This is a genomic window from Bacillus cereus group sp. BfR-BA-01408, from assembly GCF_022663305.1.
Lineage (GTDB): Bacteria > Bacillota > Bacilli > Bacillales > Bacillaceae_G > Bacillus_A > Bacillus_A pacificus.
The window spans coordinates 14,261-30,872 of the sequence record NZ_JAKUFF010000026.1 but is presented as its reverse complement, the minus strand read 5'-3'; the positions used below and the strand labels follow the sequence as shown (position 1 = coordinate 30,872).

The window sequence follows — 16,612 nt, the reverse complement described above, 5'->3', positions numbered from 1 at the left end:
GAAGACACCTTCCATAAACAGACACTATAAAACAGAATTTTTTATTGTTATACGATTGTTAGATACAAAAAGTAGAGGGAAATGTTTGTATTAAATTCTGCTTTATAAAGTATGTCTACCACTTATATTTTAATCCTCTTCACTTGAAAATAAATATAATATGCATAATTACATACCAAAAAGAAAAGACACTCCATAGAGTGCCTCTTCAACCATTTTACTTTTAATATATCGCTTTACATACATTGTAACATATGTATCCATATATTTTATTGAGAAAATTCAAAATCCTTTTTCTTTCATTTCCAATTATAAAATCATGTAATATAAAAGGTATGTCAAATTCTTATACAAGTCGAGGTGTACTATATTTATGCTGTATTTCGGAATTATCCCTCTTATACTGTTTATTATTTTTCTTATCTCCTATTTAAGAGATCCACGAAAAATAATAAATGGGTTTTTATTTAATACCTTTATCTGTTTTTTCCTTCTTTTTTGTGTGATTATATCTGTGAATTCAAGTAGTGATGTCTTACGCTATATTATAATTTTACCTATTTTAGCACTTCTCATTATGCTACCTTTCGGTATTATTGCCTTAATGTTTGGGCTGTTTCTGAATGCTAGAATTTTAATGAAGCGAGAAGGACGACGTTTCACTAACTGTTTAACACTCCTTGCTGCTTTTGGGATATTATTCTTTATGCTATTGCCTATTATAAGTCCAGCAAGTTTGTTCTCATCACATTTCCAGCCTATTTTCGCTGGTATTTCTCTTATAACAGTATATTTCTTTATACACTTATCTAACTTCTTAAGCGCGTATTTTTTATACCAATTCAACAGACCAAGACGTAATCAAGATTTCATTATCGTTCTTGGTAGCGGCTTAATTAATGATAAAGTACCGCCTTTACTTGCAAGTCGTATTCATAAAGCAATCGACTTTTACTGGAAACAAGCCGCTGTAAATACGCCACCAACAATTATTTTCTCTGGTGGACAAGGTCCAGATGAAGGTCTTCCTGAAGCAGAAGCGATGCAAAAGTACGCTGTTGAAAAAGGAATTCCGCTTGAACATACAGTGCAAGAAAATCGCTCTGTAAACACATATCAAAATATGTTGTTCTCTAAAGAAATTATGGATTCTTTAAAGCCTGAAGGTAAGTATAATAGTATCTTTACAACGAACAACTTCCACCTATTCCGCGCTGGTATATATGCAAGACAAGCAGGTCTTAATAGCCAAGGAATCGGATCAAAAACTGCATTTTATTACTGGCCTAATGCAATGATTCGTGAGTATGTTGCGATTGTCGTGATGGGACGTAAACGCCATATGAAAATATGTGGAACTATTTTAGGCTTCGCTTTATTCCTAACCGTGCTTAGTTTTATCATTTCTTAATAGCATCCCATCCTTTGAAAGGATGGGATTTCTTATACTCATTTCAAAAATATTTTAAAGTTAATATGGTCATAATATTCCCTGCATACATCCATTAAAGGAGAATTTTTTCAAATTAAATGTTAAAATAAAATTTAGGTGTGAATGATGTAACAAACAAGAAACTAGTTTGAAACGAGGAAATTACATGGAGAAAATTATCAAAAACAAGCCCAATAAGCTAAGAATTGCTTCTAAAGCTTTGATGATTATTATTGGGGCATTTATCACAGCGTACGGATTAGAAGCAGTATTAATTCCAAATAACGTATCAGACGGTGGTGTAACTGGTTTAAGTATCGTTAGTTCAACATTATTTGGATTGCCATTAGGAGCTCTAATCGCAATTATTAACATTCCTTTCGTTTGGTTAGGATATAAGCAAATCGGTAAAAGCTTTGCGATTTATTCCATTATCGGGATTGCTTCATTAGCAATAGGTACCGTTGTCATGCATGATATACCAGCTATTATTGAAGGCGATACATTATTAGTTACAGTTGTTGGTGGTATTATCATCGGTTTCGGTATGGGACTAGCATTGCGTAATGGCGGGGCATTAGATGGAATCGATATGCTAGCTGTATTGCTTTCTCGTAAGTTACCATTTGGAACGAGTGACCTTATTTTATTCTTAAACATGTTCGTATTTATTTTCGTATCAACAGTATTCGGTCTTCAAGGAGCTATCCTTTCAGCAATTGCTTACTTTATTGCTTCGAAAGTGATTCATATCGTTGAAGTTGGTTTAAGTGGTTCGAAAGCATTTAAAATCATTACGAAAGAGCCTGAATTGATGGTAGAAACCATTCGCGATCGTTTAGGCCGAAGTGCAACATATAACGAAGTATACGGTGGTTATTCTAGAGAGAAATTCAAAGAAATTTCTTGTGTAATTAACCGTTTAGAAGAAAGTAAAATGAAAGAGCTTATTAATGAAATCGATCCACACGCCTTTATTACAGTTTATGACGTAGCAGAAGTAAAAGGCGGTAACTTTAAGAAACGTGATATTCATTAATCATTATGAATAAAGAGGGTGTGCCAATATGCTGGCCCACCCTCTTCTGTTATTGTTGTCAGTTTTTTTCGGTAAGTCGATATATTCCAATAATCGCTAATATATTTGGAGTTGTAGTCTATATATTTCGATAATCACTGATATATTTTTACTCCCCCCATCTTCCCCCGCTCTTAATCCATGCCACGTATTTTTGAAAGGCTGGCACTTCTTGTTGGAAACGAAGCGGAACATACAGAAAAAGAGTACATGTACATAGTATCCATAGAATACCTACTACAAAGTGAAATTTCATCGTTGTGCTAATGAATAAACTTAAGAATAAGACGAGGAACATAATTACACTAAATCTTTTATACATAGTCATAATAATCTCCTCCTTATAACTTCATTGTACCAGCTATAAGGAATTAATTCCCATAAAAAAAGACCGAAAAGCAAATTTCACTTTTCGGTCTCTACACTATCTTCTCTTCGTAATCTTTCCTGAACCACCGACCCTCGTTTTCGGAGGAGATGTATTCCTTGGCGGCGTTTTAATAGATGATTTCGGCTTCACATCTGATCCGCTCGAACCACCTGGTGTTTTCGTTATTTTCCCTTTGCTTCCAGTAGAAGGCGGAGGCGTGCTACTTCCTTTTTTCGTAATACTTCCTGTATCTCCTACAGAAGATTTCGAATCTACATTATCGCCACGCTTAATGATAGACCCTTTCCCTTCCTTCGTAATTGGAGGCGGGGTTTTCTTTTCTTCTTTCGTAGGCGGTCTCTCTGGAATAACTGGTTTATGATTTTGTCTGTCATTATATCCGCGATAATCACCGTACGATGATTTTCGTGAACCGAATATATCATTTAATATACTACCCATAATATATCCTTGCAGGAAGGACGGTTGGTAATTTTGACGAACAAACTCTTTATTACTTATTTCAATTAACGTATCAGATGGCTTCTCTTTATCCTTTTGCAGATTATAAATCTTATCAGAATAAACGAGGAACATTTGATTTTCGTCTTCTTTAGATGCTTGCTTCGGTTCTCTTTCATTCATGAGTTCCTTCGCGACTTCAGGAACTGACCGATTGGCGGCCCTATACACGTAAGATTCTTGTTTACCTTCTTTTGCGACAGATTCTAGCGGATAACGGTCTTGAATCGACTTTGTCTGCCCGCCCTGACAACCTGATAAGGCATATCCAGCAACAACAAGTAATGTAACGATAGCAAGTATAGGGATCACGAACGATTTAATCATGGTAAACAATCGGTTTGACATGATTACGCCCCCTTACGTTGCTCTTATAATTTGTACATCAGCAGGAATAATTGCTTCTCCCTCATACATCATTGTGCGACCATTTTGCCATTCAATACGTAATAATTTTCGATTATCCGATTGGAATTCCCATACATACTGTTCTTCTGAAGCTGAGAATGGTGTTTTCCCCATCACAACAACACGTCCGTTATATTGCTCTTCCATATGGTACTCTGTATCATCCATTTCAATTGTCGTCGGAATTTCATCAATCGAATCTAAACGACCATCAATTGGTGTATATAATTTGTAATACGTATTTTCACGCTCTTCAATTTTTAAATAACGAATATCTTTCCCGTCTTGCAGCGTTAAAACAATTTCTTTACGAGAATGCATACTCGTTTTCCCAATTAATTCATACATGACTAATGAAACTTCAACCATATCGCCAGGAGCTAACGTTAACAAACTTTTCTCTGGTTTCGGCGGTTCTGGGCTTTTCATTATATTTTTAATTCGTTTAAATAAACTCATGAGCTATCCCTCCTTCTCTCTTTATAAACAAGCACCTAAAATAAGTGCACCAACAATATGTAATGATCCGGCCAACATCGCGTGCGCAACACTGCCTTCTTTCGTACCTTCTTCTAAATCTAAACCAGCCATTTTCTTTAACACAAATTCGATAAACATTTCTACCACTAATAAAATAACGAAAGAAACTGCTGATGCAAGTAGCGCTTGCCATAAGTCATTTGCTTTCGTTATCGATTGAGATAAAATGTACCCTTGTGCGAATAATTTCATAACGAAACGAGTTGTTACAGCTGTATTCCCATTTTTTATTTCTTTTAAATCATTGTATTTTGTAAAAATCGAATCAACCCACATAATTGCAAATAAAAGTACTGCACTCGCTCCAGTCCATACAAGCATGGCTAATACATTTGTCCATGTCATTGCAAAACCTCCTCTAAAAAGTAATAGAAAACCGACATGAATTTATTTAGACATGTCGGTTCATTTGTCTCTATTCTATATTATTTCTCATACTGCTTCATAATACGAGCTAATTCATCGTCAACAGCAGAATTTTTGTTTAAGCTTGCGAATTCATCATCTAATGATTTTTCTTTTTTGTACACTTCACCGCTTGCTTCTGCTTCAGCCTCTAATTGAAGAGCTTTCTCTTCCATACGGCTTAAACCAGCTTTCGCTGAGTTTGAATCAAATCCAGACATCGCCTGATTAATATTCTTTTGTGCTTTCGCCGCATTTACACGTGCTACAAGTGTCTCACGTTTATTTTTCAGCTCAGTTAATTGCTTACGCATCTCTTCTAGCTTCAGGCGAAGATTATCAGCAGCAACTTTATTTTGCTCATAGCTTGCTTTATACTCATTCATCTTTTGCTCTGCATTTTGTTTTTCTTCTAATGCACGGCGCGCAAGATCTAAGTTGTTAGCTTGAACAGCCATATGAGCTTGCTCTTCACGTTTTTTCACAAGTGCTTCTTGCTCTTCAAATAATATTTTGAATTTCTTCTCAAGCGCAATTTGAGCTGCTACACTTTTCTCAGCTTCTTGTACATCCGCTTGCATATCGCGTAAATATTGATCCGTCATCTTAACTGGATCTTCCGCTTTTTCAATTAATGAATATACATTCGACATTGTTAAATCTCTTAATCGTTTAAATACAGACATCTAAATTCCTCCTATGATATACCTCATATTTCAAATTCACTACTTGGAAAACTTAAGAATCTCCCTTTACAGTAAAGAATATTCATTTTTACAGCCTATGTGTTTATTATAACAAAACTAATATGTCCTTACATGTTATTTCCAAAATACAGCCAATATAATATGACATTACCTACAAAACATTGTATTCCTAATATATTCTCATTAATTCTCTTCAAAATTGACTCATTTTTATGTACTTTCACTAAATTACATTATTGTAATGTTACTGTAAGCTAACTCGATAGTTACGTCTCCCTATTTCTTATACACTAATACCAGAAGCGACAAACAAGCTTCTCATCATTTCAAGACTAATACAAAAATTGTATTGACTATAAAACATATAAAAGGAGAAATCATCATGAAAAAATTAGTAGGAATCGGATTAGCAGCAGCAATTTCATTCGGAGCATTATCAGGTTGTTCTTTATTAGGAGAGAAAGCAAACGGCTTTGTACTATACGGATCAGAAGAACAAGTTCAGCAAATTACGGATAAAAATAAAAAAGAAGTGAAAGAAAAAGACTTCTATAAAATGAAAATGACAACATTAGATGGCAAAAAAGTTCTTGTCATGGATAAGAAAACTGGTGAAGAACTAGTGAAAAAAGAGTTACTTAGCAAAGTTGATGAAAAAGACGACACGAAACCACTTGATAAATTACCAGCTGTAACAGCAGAGCAAGGTGTATTATTTGCTAAAGAAAAAGTAGAAAATGCTACACTTGATGGGGCAAAATTAAAATATGAAGGCAACACAATTATCGGAAGTGGCCGTGCATACACAGATATGTATGCAATTGTTGATGACGCAACTTACAGTAATGTAAAAGGTGATGAAAAATCTGTTGGGGTATTAAAATTCGATAAAGATCCAAGTAAAGAATTCCCTGGAAAAAATGGTGTAGAAGCTTCTCAACTTGTAAAAATTAAAAAGTAATAAAAAAAGCTTTGCGACATTCGCAAAGCTTTCTTCTATTTATGAGCAATTTGCTCCATATCCGGACTACAAGTATTCGACTGACATGACTTATTTAAAGAACATGCCGCGCATTTTCCTTTTTTACTTCTCTTTACAAAATGAACTAACGTGTATGCTGCATAACCAAAAATGATAGCTCCAATTATAATATTGACCATCATCACAATACATCTCCTTCTAGAATCCGAGTAAGGATCCAACTTGGTATATAATGAACGTTAATACATAAGCAACAACGAGTGGATACACGACAGAGAAAATCGTCCACTTCGCTGATCCTGTTTCACGTTTAATAACGGCTACTGTCGCTAAACACGGAACATATAATAAAATAAAGAACATAAATGCATAAGCTGATAATGCTGTATAATGTGCTCCCATTACATTTCCAAGCACATCTTCTTTCACCGCATAAATAATGGCCATTGTAGAAACGACCACTTCCTTCGCTAAAAATCCTGTTAAAAGGGATGCTGCAGCTTGCCACGTTCCAAAGCCCAGTGGTGCAAATAGTGGTGCGATAAATCCACCAATCATTGCTAAGAAACTGTCTCCCATATCAACACCAAATCCTGATGGACCTGCATAATTTAATAGCCAAATGACAACAGAACCACCAAAGATAAATGTACCTGCTTTACGAACAAATCCCTTCCCTTTCTCCCACGTACTTAGCCATAACGTTTTCACTTGTGGCACGCGGTAAGGAGGTAGTTCAATAACGAAAATAGATTTTTCCGCTTTTAAAATGGTAAGAGACATAATTTTTGTAACTAATAACGCAAGGACAATACCTGCAACATATAAGGAGAACACAACAGTTGCCTGACTATGAGGGAAGAATACTCCCGCAAATAATGCATATACAGGTAAACGTGCCGAACAAGACATAAACGGTGTTACAAGAACTGTAAGTAAACGTTCTTTTTCTTGTTCAATCGTTCTCGCTGCCATAATACCTGGAACATTACATCCAAAACCGATAATCATCGGAATGAACGCTTTTCCGTTTAAACCGAAGAACTCCATAATTCGATCCATAACAACTGCAATTCGCGCCATATATCCTGAGTCTTCTAATAATGAAATGAAAAAGAATAGTGCAAAGATTTGTGGAACGAATACTAATACGGCACCAACACCGGCAATAATACCTTCTGTAACGAGTGCTTGAATAAAATCAGAAGCTCCAACACTTGTAAGCCCAGCTGTCACCCAATCCGTAAGCTGTCCACCAAAAAACTCATCTAACATATCCGATAAAGGTGTCCCAATCCACGTAAACGTAACCTGAAAAATAAAAAACATAACTGCTAAAAAGATTGGAAGTCCTAAAATTTTATGTGTAATTAATCTATCAATTTTTTCTGAAAAAGGAATTTTTCCTTCTTTCTCATGCTTCATAACATTTGTTTTTAACTTTTCAATATACGCTTCACGAGTTTTGTAAATATGCTCTTCCAACGTACAATCAAGTTTTTCTTCTAAGCGAGATCGAATGGCTATGAGTTCCTTATAGATTGGTAATGCTTTCATTTCTTTTTCTACTACTTCGTTATTACTTAGAAATTGAAGGGCTAACCATCTTGGATGCTCATAATTCGCTTTCTCTAAAAGAGAAATTACTTCTCCAATTCCTTCATCCATTCGTACACCATATGAAATAATGAATGGCTTTTTCTCGTTTTTGTCATTTTCTTTAAGAGTCGCAAGTAATTCTTCACAGCCTTTTCCACTTCTTGCAACGACAGGAACGACTGTTACACCTAATAGTTCTGATAATCGTTTTACATCAATGACAATTCCTCTTTGCTTCGCCACATCAATCATATTTAAACCAATTGAAACGGGCTTACCAAATTCAAGTAATTGCAATGTTAAATGCATATTTCGTTCAAACTGCGAAGAATCCACAATATTTAACATATGATGAAATTCTTCTGTTAATAGAAATTTGGTTACAACACCTTCATCACGTGAAACTGGATTTAAATCATACACACCTGGTAAATCAATTAATGTTCCTTGCTTATCTTTTAATTTACCAACCTTCTTTTCTACTGTTACACCGCTCCAGTTTCCTACATATTCATAAGAACCAGTAAGTGCATTAAATAATGATGTTTTCCCTGTATTCGGATTCCCTAGCAAAGCTACCTTATTCACGCTAATTCCACCTTTATCATTTTCGCGTCACAATGACGAATACTAATTAACTGTCCACGACACTCCAATGTACAAGGACCTTTGAACATCGCTTTCTGCTTCATACGAAGTTCGCTTCCTTCAGAAAGACCAAAAGCAGCCAGTCTTCTCTTTAATAATTGATCTAACGACTGAACGCTTTTTACTAACACTTTCTCGCCAATTTTAATATCTACTAAGCTCATAACCTTCCCCCTCAGAAGAGAATGATAATTATTTTCAAAAAAATTATACCACACCCAATTTCTCTTGTACTATACCCTTTTGCTTCATATTTATTAACATTTCACTACAATTCTATTTCAATCATTGTCATAACAGATTCATTTGCCATTCCCATCCATTTCACTTACAATAAACAGTAGCAAATAAAGAATCTCGTTATCACAGGGGGAGCCATGCCGCTGAGAGGGAACACTTCGTTCCGACCCTTCGAACCTGTTAGTTAATGCTAACGCAGGGATTGTGCAAACGTCCGAAATACATACCTCTTTTTATTTACGTATTTCGTATCCTCCTATGATATCTATTCTTTTTTGTACAACTTGGATTTAGGGGGAGACAACATGCGTAACACCAATTTACAAGCGATGATCGAATCTGCTATTCTTGCAGCCTTCGCCTTGGTCATCGACATTTTACCATTATCAATCAAACTTCCAACAGGCGGTTCTATTTCATTTGCTATGATTCCTATTTTTATTATTGCATACCGCTGGGGCTTTAAATCGGCTTTCTTAGGTGGTTTAGTTTGGGGACTATTACAAATTGTCGTGGGAGATGCTTACATTTTAACACCTGTTCAAGCATTCATTGAGTACTTCATTGCCTTTGCTTTTATCGGATTTGCTGGCTTATTCTATCGTCCAATTCAAAAAGCACTTTTAACGTCTAATGAAAATAACTTAGAACAATCCAGTTTAGGTAGCCGTAAAGACAAACCTTCATCAAAACAAAACGAAGGTAAGAAAGTCCTTGCTTATATTATCCTTGCTACATTTATCGGTAGCTTTGCTCGCTATTTCTGCCACTTTATTGCTGGTATTATTTTCTGGGGACAATATGCACCGAAAGGTCAATCAGCTGTGCTATATTCATTAATCGTAAATGGTAGTACAATGATTGGTTCCTATATTCTATGTACCGTTTTACTTATTTTTTTATTCCTTACTTCACCACGCTTATTTAAGAGCATCAGTGCTTATCAACTAAATGCAAACAAAAAGGGCGCTTAATGAGCGCTCTTTTTTCATATCGTAATATCAATTAAAAATACAATAAATGCACAAAAGAAAATAAATACCATTATACTTAGCCAATTGCTATGCACGGTTCATCGACTCCTTACATAACCTCATTTTCTAACCAGATTATATCGTTTAAAAATAAAGATTAGGTAAAGATTATATGAAAATAATTAAAAAAAGCGTAGATCATATTGTCTACACCTTTTTCGGTAAATAAAAGTAAAATAACACACCATCTTCTGTATTTTCTGCCCCATATTCAGCATCATGTAGTTCTAAAATATTCTTTGAAATGGCAAGTCCAAGCCCCGTCCCACCTTGTGAACGCTGACGAGCTGCATCCACGCGATAAAAACGATCCCAAATTTTATCTAATTGCTCTTCTTCAATGTGAGTACCTTTATTTTCAATGCATACTTTTATACGATCTTTTTCATCTATTGTAGAAATAATAATATCTTCTTTATTTGGTGTATAACGTATTGCATTCGTAATGAAGTTCACGATGACTTGTTCAATGCGGCCTTGATTTGCGACTACTTCAAATGGACCTATATTTTTATGAACATGAAGTTCTTTTTTCTCTATTTCTACAGACAGGTGTTCACATATATCATCCATTACTGTATCAATATAAAATGGATCCTTTTTCATTTTATATGTGCCTGACTCAAATTTAGCTAACTCCAGCATATCCAAAATTAACGTATCCATTTTATCTACTTCTCGTTCCATCGCCCCAAAATAGTACTCTTTTTTATGCTCAGCTACTCCATCTTTTAAAATAGAAATACAGCTTTTCATAATACTGAGCGGTGTTTTTAGTTCATGCGAAACACCAGAAATGAATTCTTTCCGCGTATTTTCTAACTTTCTTTCCTTTTCAATATCTTGTTCTAGCTGTCCAATATGGGAATGGAGTTTATTTGATAATACATTAATATTTTTCGATAAATCACCAATTTCATCTTTTGAAGTAATCGGTATTTGTTCTGTGAAATCTAAATGTGCTATTTTCTTCGTTGTATCATTTATTTTTAATAGCGGCTTTGCAATTTGTTTTGAATAATAGAATGACGCTAGAAAAATAAGAACAACTACAAATGCAATGATGTAAATGTAGTAATCTTGCACCATTTGTACAGCTTCATCTACAGGCTGTAAAGAAGCCATCGCATATATATAAGTTACCGATCCATCTTTTTCTTTTATTGGTTTCATTAATAATTTATATTTTATATCATTTTTTTCATAGTCCATTGTCTTTGTTGAATATTCGATTTGATTACTCTCTTTTAATACTACATCTGTTTGAAATTCTTTTATACTATCCAAAAATAAAGTGTTTTTATAAATTGGATTTATGGGTCCTTTTACATCAGGGAATTGTACTTTCGTAATACGTCCGCCTATGATAGCATCTAGTTCTTGAGCAGCTGGTTCCTGAACGGCCGCCCTCTTTTCTTTACCAACTTGTTCCCCAACTGCTTTCATCTTCTCCTTAAATGCTTTTTCTAACGGTTTATTCAATCCATTTAAATTCTCCTTAGATAGAGAGAAAGAAAATGGAATAAAACGATCTTCTTTTTTCACTCCAGAAAAATAAATTTCTTGGCCTAAAAACTGATTTGATGGTTTATTATCAATCTCCTCTATATTGACGAGATTGTATAGGGGAATTTTGAATATTTGTTGTCCAAATCTCTTTTGTTGCCAACGATTTATCGTTACCTCAAAATAAAAATCATCTGCATGTTTTAAATTCCCGTTCTGATCTAATGTCGTAATCCACGTATTATTTTCTCTTAAAAAGTCTTGCTCCAGCTTCTGCATTCCTTCTACACTTCCTGCATAGTTCAAATAATTTTTTTCGAAGGAATTTAAATTCAATTTAATATCTTCCACTTTTCTATTCGCATAATATTGTTTAAAAAATATCGTTTGTCCAATAAATATCGTCGCTAAAATTAACATACATAATGCTGTTGTGAGGATAAATAATTTTAGTACAATCCCTTTTCTCATACATTCCCCTCAAATTTATAACCTGTTCGTACTACAGTTGTAATGTACTTTGCTTTCTCTCCTAATTTATTTCTTAAATTACGAATATGGCTATTAACGGTTCGGTCATCACCAGCAAATTCATATCCCCAAATTCTTGAAATGAGTTGCTCTCTTGTTAAAACGATTCCTTGGTTTTTCATAAAGTACGCTAATATTTCAAATTCTGTATGTGTTAAATTAATATCTGTTTTATCTACCATAACAGTACGCGACGGAAAATGGACATGGATACCATGAATCGATAATGTATCATCTTCATTCTCTAAAAGTTGCTTTGTCACTTTTCTACTCTCTAACAACCTTTTTGCTCTTGCTAATAAAATTGGTGGGCTATATGGCTTCGTTACATAGTCGTCCGCCCCAAGTTCAAATCCAAGTAACGTATCATCTTCATCTACACGTGCCGTCAACATAATGATAGGAACCTCGGATGTTTTACGGATTCTTCGGCAAACGGACCACCCATCGAGTTCCGGCAACATAATATCTAAAATAACTAAATCAACCTCTTCTTCCTCAAATACAACTAAAGCTTCTTTCCCGTCTCTTGCTTCAAACACTATATACTGCTCACTTAAAAAATAATCTTTTAATATTTCACGTAATATATCTTCATCTTCCACAATTAAAATATTTTTTGACATAACTTATATATCTCCCTCCCGCCTTCAGAAACTATAACTTCACTTTGAATAACTAGCAGTTAACTTCGCCTCGATAATATATCTATCTGGCGCATCCCCTATATAATTAAATGGGTAACAAGTTGTCAGTGTTAGTATCGGTTCTTCTTTTTTTATAATAACAGTACGATCATCTGCATCGGTAATCCATATCTTTTGAATTTCATATGTGTACGTTTTATTATCATACTCTAAAACAAGGGTGTCTTTTTCTTTTAACTCTCCTAAATCTGTAAATACAGTATCCCGGTGCCCACTTAGTACCGTATGGCCCCCTCCAGATGGCGTTGTCGTTACATCACTAACAAACATTCCTACTCCTTTTTTCAACGTTGCCTCACTTGCTCCCCAATATATAGAAAACTTCTTCTTTATTTTCGGTATATTTAATAGTGCGACCTTTTCCCCTTCTTTATGTTCTGTTTGAGAAGAAGGCACTTGAGAAGTTACGGGAGTTTCATGTGAAATTTGATTACGTTGTATGTTGTTAAGGCTCTTTATTTCTTCTTTCGTTAGTTGCCCGGCAGAGCTTTTTCCTCTATACCATTCCATAGCATAATATGATCCCATACATAGTCCTATAGCCATCAATATGATACCGATATAATTGAGTAACTTCATGTTTTATCCCTCCATGCCAAAAATGGTAGGAATAACCTACCATTTTTAATATATGAAATTATCCCATTCTTTATAGGACAATATTTTATTTACGCCTTAACTTTATTACGACGATTCAAACCAAATAATGTCCCTATCCCTACAAGACATGCGCTTAGTGCCATCATTGCTACATGATTAGATGCTGTATTTGGTAATTTTTCACCTTGTACAGCTGGCTTTGCTACTTCTTTTTTCGTTGCAGCATTTGTTTGTTGTACTTGCGCTGCTTCTTTTTTGGCTATATCATTTTTTAACTGTTCTTGTGCGATTCTCTTTTTCTCTTCCTCACTCTTTGGTGCAGCCTTTATCGCTTCCTCTTTTTTAGCCATGTCACTTTTTTCTTGTGCTTGTGCTGCTTGTTTTTTCTCTTCTTCCTTTTTAGCCTTATCTTGCTGCTGTTGCACCACTTCTTCCTTCGTTACTGTTCCAGTATCCGCGCTTGCTACTGAAGAATATCCTACTGTTAAAAGTGCCATTGCACAGATTGGTAATAGTTTCTTTTTCATTTCATTTCTCTCCTTCTATACGTTTTACATCACTTCGCATCGGATGTATCACTAGAATAAACAAGAGATATAAATATAAGATGCAGATGAAATATATTTCATTTAAAGATTTCATTGTAGAAAAATAAAAAAACATCGCAATATATACGATGTTTTTTCGGGTGTGTGTCTCAATTATTTACATGTTACTTTCGCGTGATTTAGAAGTAGAACGGGCCGGAGCGATAACTAATTGTCTCGGCTCAGTTTTCTTTAAGTGATTTTTGACGTTACACTTACGACGTTGAACAACCCACGCTTTAATAGGGTTTGTCAAAATAATTTTTTGCTCTTCGTTAGGGGCCTCTTCTTCCAACCTACAACTTTCGCTCCATTTATTCCATTTCATTGTAAATTTAGAAGAAGAATGATCGTCTTCTCGATCAAACAAGTGCAAAAAATCCATTTCGCCAGCTAGCATTACGGTGTTGCTAGTTGCTAAAAAAGAAAAGGTCGTCCAACGTTTCTCCATGCCCTCCTACTCCTTTTTCACATATAGAGTGCCTAAAACTGAATTTACCTAAAATATGCTTGCCTTTTACCTTACACCCATAGTTTATCCAAAACACTACTATGCAACTATCGATTTCCCTTACAACTACCTTACATTTTTGTAAGAAACAAAAAAACCTTCACTATGCATATGTGAAGGTCTCTTATTTCTTATCTATATGATCTTTCATATCATCAAGTCCAGCTTTTTGTAGCTGCGACATCATACCATGAGAAATTGCGCCTAATACTAAAGTCATTCCAATTAGTGAAATCCGAATCGCTGGTACATCAATTATGTAAGCTAACAAGCCAAGAACAATTGTTAAAAGTAATGCTTTTATAAATGTTGCACTTGTATAATCTTTCTTTTTCATCATAATCACCCTTTATGGAAGCGTTTTCTTTATTATAATCAGTATATCATATCATCTGACTATTTTGTGGGTATTTTTGTAAAAAACTTATATCTTCTTTGACTTTTTCCTTTCTATCCTTTACAGTCGAAATGTTCGCAAGTTTTACACTGTAGGAGGACTCCAATGAATATTGAAATAAAAGACACTTTAATTTCTGAAGAACAATTACAAGAAAAAGTAAAAGAACTAGCACTTCAAATCGAACGTGATTTTGAAGGAGAAGAAATCGTAGTCATCGCTGTATTAAAAGGATCTTTCGTATTCGCTGCTGATTTAATTCGTCACATTAAAAACGATGTAACAATCGACTTTATTTCTGCATCTAGCTACGGAAATCAAACAGAAACAACTGGCAAAGTAAAACTATTAAAAGATATCGATGTAAACATTACTGGAAAAAATGTAATTGTTGTAGAAGACATTATCGATTCTGGTTTAACACTTCACTTCTTAAAAGATCACTTCTTTATGCATAAGCCGAAGGCACTCAAATTCTGTACATTACTCGATAAACCTGAGCGTCGTAAAGTAGACTTAAAAGCTGAATATGTTGGCTTCCAAATTCCAGACGAATTTATCGTTGGCTACGGTATCGACTGTGCAGAAAAATATCGTAACTTACCATTTATCGCTTCAGTTGTAACGGAATAATCGTATAACTTAAAAAATCGATAGTACATGAAATTTATATCGGCGATTTTTCAAATATATCGACCGTAACTCAAATTATATCAGCGATTTTTTAAATATATCGACTTACCGACAATAACTGACAATCTTAGTACCCTATTAAATAGGAAGAAGCTGTTCTGAAATACATGAGAACAGCTCCTTTCTTTCCATTACAAAAAACAGGGAGAGATGAAATATGACAAAGACAAAATTTGAAAAAGTACTCCTCATCGTAAATCCAAAAGCTGGACAAGGCGACTTACATACAAATTTGGCGAAAATCGTACCACCTCTTGCGGCTACTTTTCCTGACTTACATATCCTTCATACGAAAAAGCAAGGTGATGCAACGAAATATTGCCAAGAGTTTGCTAATAAAGTAGATTTAATTATCGTCTTTGGTGGTGACGGCACTGTATTTGAATGCACAAATGGCTTAGCGCCTCTTGAAACGAGACCTACACTTGCAATCATTCCAGGGGGAACTTGCAATGACTTCTCTCGCACACTCGGCGTTCCGCAAAACATTGCAGAAGCAGCAAAACTTATCACACAGGAACATGTAAAACCAATTGATGTTGCAAAAGCAAACGGACAACATTTCTTAAACTTCTGGGGCATTGGACTCGTATCTGAAGTATCAAACAATATCGATGCAGAAGAGAAAGCAAAGCTTGGTAAAATTGGTTACTACTTAAGCACTATTCGAACTGTTAAAAATGCTGAAACATTCCCAGTTAAAATCACGTACGACGGACAAGTATATGAAGACGAAGCTGTCCTTGTTATGGTTGGAAACGGTGAATATCTTGGCGGTATCCCGTCCTTTATCCCAAACGTAAAGTGCGATGACGGCACACTTGATATTTTCGTCGTCAAATCAACAGGCATTCAAGCGTTTAAAGATTATATCGGAAAGAAACTATTTGAAGACTCAAATGAAAATGACATCTTCCACGTAAAAGCGAAATCCATTCATATTGAAACAGAAGAAGAAAAAGAAGTAGATACAGATGGAGAAAGCTCACTGCATACACCTTGTCATATTGAAGTATTACAAGGGCACTTTACGATGATTTATAATCCTGCGGTTGTGTAATACAAAAAGACGAGCTAAAGTTTTAACATTTTAGCTCGTCTTTTTTATTAGAAAG

Annotated in this window: 20 protein-coding genes and 1 riboswitch; of the genes, 6 read left to right on the top strand and 14 right to left on the bottom strand. The window is 34.9% G+C overall.

Annotated elements, in window-relative coordinates:
• Window positions 1-373: 373 nt before the first annotated feature.
• Together MR083_RS13260 and MR083_RS13255 are read left to right on the top strand one after the other, a co-directional pair.
• Window positions 374-1,411: a YdcF family protein gene (locus MR083_RS13260; protein WP_000965225.1), complete on the top strand. Its 1,038-nt coding sequence runs from the start codon at window positions 374-376 to the stop codon at window positions 1,409-1,411.
• A gap of 187 nt (window positions 1,412-1,598) precedes the next feature.
• A complete protein-coding gene (locus MR083_RS13255; protein ID WP_000411247.1) occupies window positions 1,599-2,471 on the top strand; it encodes a YitT family protein in 873 nt (290 codons plus the stop codon).
• Between the two features lie 148 nt (window positions 2,472-2,619).
• Here MR083_RS13255 and MR083_RS13250 read toward each other — a convergent pair whose 3' ends face one another.
• From MR083_RS13250 to MR083_RS13230, 5 genes are all read right to left on the bottom strand, one after another.
• On the bottom strand, window positions 2,620-2,838 hold the full coding sequence (locus tag MR083_RS13250) for a hypothetical protein (protein ID WP_000180098.1): 219 nt from the start codon (window positions 2,836-2,838) through the stop codon (window positions 2,620-2,622).
• A gap of 96 nt (window positions 2,839-2,934) precedes the next feature.
• A complete protein-coding gene (locus MR083_RS13245) occupies window positions 2,935-3,750 on the bottom strand; it encodes a DUF4247 domain-containing protein (RefSeq protein WP_000071211.1) in 816 nt (271 codons plus the stop codon).
• A 12-nt stretch (window positions 3,751-3,762) separates the two neighbouring features.
• Window positions 3,763-4,269, bottom strand: a complete 507-nt coding sequence (locus tag MR083_RS13240; protein ID WP_242269462.1) for a DUF4178 domain-containing protein — start codon at window positions 4,267-4,269, stop codon at window positions 3,763-3,765.
• A 21-nt stretch (window positions 4,270-4,290) separates the two neighbouring features.
• Window positions 4,291-4,695, bottom strand: a complete 405-nt coding sequence (locus MR083_RS13235; protein WP_000220322.1) for a DUF350 domain-containing protein — start codon at window positions 4,693-4,695, stop codon at window positions 4,291-4,293.
• A gap of 80 nt (window positions 4,696-4,775) precedes the next feature.
• A complete protein-coding gene (locus MR083_RS13230) occupies window positions 4,776-5,441 on the bottom strand; it encodes a PspA/IM30 family protein (RefSeq protein ID WP_000110282.1) in 666 nt (221 codons plus the stop codon).
• Window positions 5,442-5,844: 403 nt separating this feature from the next.
• On the opposite strand from MR083_RS13230, the gene MR083_RS13225 reads away from it, so the two are divergent.
• A complete protein-coding gene (locus MR083_RS13225; RefSeq protein WP_000737465.1) occupies window positions 5,845-6,423 on the top strand; it encodes a lipoprotein BA_5634 family protein in 579 nt (192 codons plus the stop codon).
• 35 nt (window positions 6,424-6,458) lie between these two features.
• On the opposite strand, the gene MR083_RS13220 is transcribed toward MR083_RS13225, so the two are convergent.
• Genes MR083_RS13220 through MR083_RS13210 form a run of 3 tightly spaced genes read right to left on the bottom strand, consistent with a single transcriptional unit; the run spans window position 6,459 to window position 8,855 of the window.
• On the bottom strand, window positions 6,459-6,626 hold the full coding sequence (locus tag MR083_RS13220) for a FeoB-associated Cys-rich membrane protein (RefSeq protein WP_000989581.1): 168 nt from the start codon (window positions 6,624-6,626) through the stop codon (window positions 6,459-6,461).
• 16 nt (window positions 6,627-6,642) lie between these two features.
• Window positions 6,643-8,631 (bottom strand): ferrous iron transport protein B, encoded by a 1,989-nt coding sequence (gene feoB / locus MR083_RS13215; protein ID WP_001044802.1) that lies wholly within the window; start codon window positions 8,629-8,631, stop codon window positions 6,643-6,645.
• Window positions 8,628-8,855, bottom strand: a complete 228-nt coding sequence (locus MR083_RS13210) for a FeoA family protein (RefSeq protein ID WP_000060519.1) — start codon at window positions 8,853-8,855, stop codon at window positions 8,628-8,630. Before MR083_RS13210 ends, feoB begins: the two co-directional genes overlap by 4 nt.
• Before the next feature lie 194 nt (window positions 8,856-9,049).
• Window positions 9,050-9,151, top strand: a riboswitch (TPP riboswitch).
• 85 nt (window positions 9,152-9,236) lie between these two features.
• On the opposite strand from MR083_RS13210, the gene thiT reads away from it, so the two are divergent.
• Complete coding sequence (gene thiT / locus MR083_RS13205) at window positions 9,237-9,905, top strand: energy-coupled thiamine transporter ThiT (protein WP_001246574.1); 669 nt, start codon at window positions 9,237-9,239, stop codon at window positions 9,903-9,905.
• 207 nt (window positions 9,906-10,112) lie between these two features.
• Here the strand turns inward: thiT and MR083_RS13200 are convergent, their stop codons facing one another.
• From MR083_RS13200 to MR083_RS13175, 6 genes are all read right to left on the bottom strand, one after another.
• Entirely contained in the window at window positions 10,113-11,942 is a 1,830-nt protein-coding gene (locus tag MR083_RS13200; RefSeq protein WP_242269461.1) for a sensor histidine kinase, read from the bottom strand.
• The gene (locus MR083_RS13195; protein ID WP_000041839.1) at window positions 11,939-12,628 is read right to left on the bottom strand and encodes a response regulator transcription factor; all 690 of its coding nucleotides are present in this window, start codon (window positions 12,626-12,628) and stop codon (window positions 11,939-11,941) included. Before MR083_RS13195 ends, MR083_RS13200 begins: the two co-directional genes overlap by 4 nt.
• 39 nt (window positions 12,629-12,667) lie before the next feature.
• Window positions 12,668-13,288 (bottom strand): class D sortase, encoded by a 621-nt coding sequence (locus MR083_RS13190; protein WP_242269460.1) that lies wholly within the window; start codon window positions 13,286-13,288, stop codon window positions 12,668-12,670.
• Window positions 13,289-13,377: 89 nt separating this feature from the next.
• Window positions 13,378-13,836 (bottom strand): LPXTG cell wall anchor domain-containing protein, encoded by a 459-nt coding sequence (locus tag MR083_RS13185; RefSeq protein WP_000728027.1) that lies wholly within the window; start codon window positions 13,834-13,836, stop codon window positions 13,378-13,380.
• Between the two features lie 178 nt (window positions 13,837-14,014).
• Window positions 14,015-14,347 (bottom strand): hypothetical protein, encoded by a 333-nt coding sequence (locus tag MR083_RS13180; RefSeq protein WP_000415599.1) that lies wholly within the window; start codon window positions 14,345-14,347, stop codon window positions 14,015-14,017.
• Between the two features lie 184 nt (window positions 14,348-14,531).
• The gene (locus tag MR083_RS13175; protein ID WP_242269459.1) at window positions 14,532-14,747 is read right to left on the bottom strand and encodes a hypothetical protein; all 216 of its coding nucleotides are present in this window, start codon (window positions 14,745-14,747) and stop codon (window positions 14,532-14,534) included.
• Window positions 14,748-14,909: 162 nt separating this feature from the next.
• Here MR083_RS13175 and hpt point away from each other — a divergent pair, with 162 nt between their 5' ends.
• Together hpt and MR083_RS13165 are read left to right on the top strand one after the other, a co-directional pair.
• Window positions 14,910-15,437 (top strand): hypoxanthine phosphoribosyltransferase, encoded by a 528-nt coding sequence (gene hpt, locus MR083_RS13170; RefSeq protein ID WP_001019304.1) that lies wholly within the window; start codon window positions 14,910-14,912, stop codon window positions 15,435-15,437.
• 217 nt (window positions 15,438-15,654) lie between these two features.
• Complete coding sequence (locus MR083_RS13165) at window positions 15,655-16,557, top strand: diacylglycerol/lipid kinase family protein (protein WP_000167885.1); 903 nt, start codon at window positions 15,655-15,657, stop codon at window positions 16,555-16,557.
• Window positions 16,558-16,612: the final 55 nt, after the last annotated feature.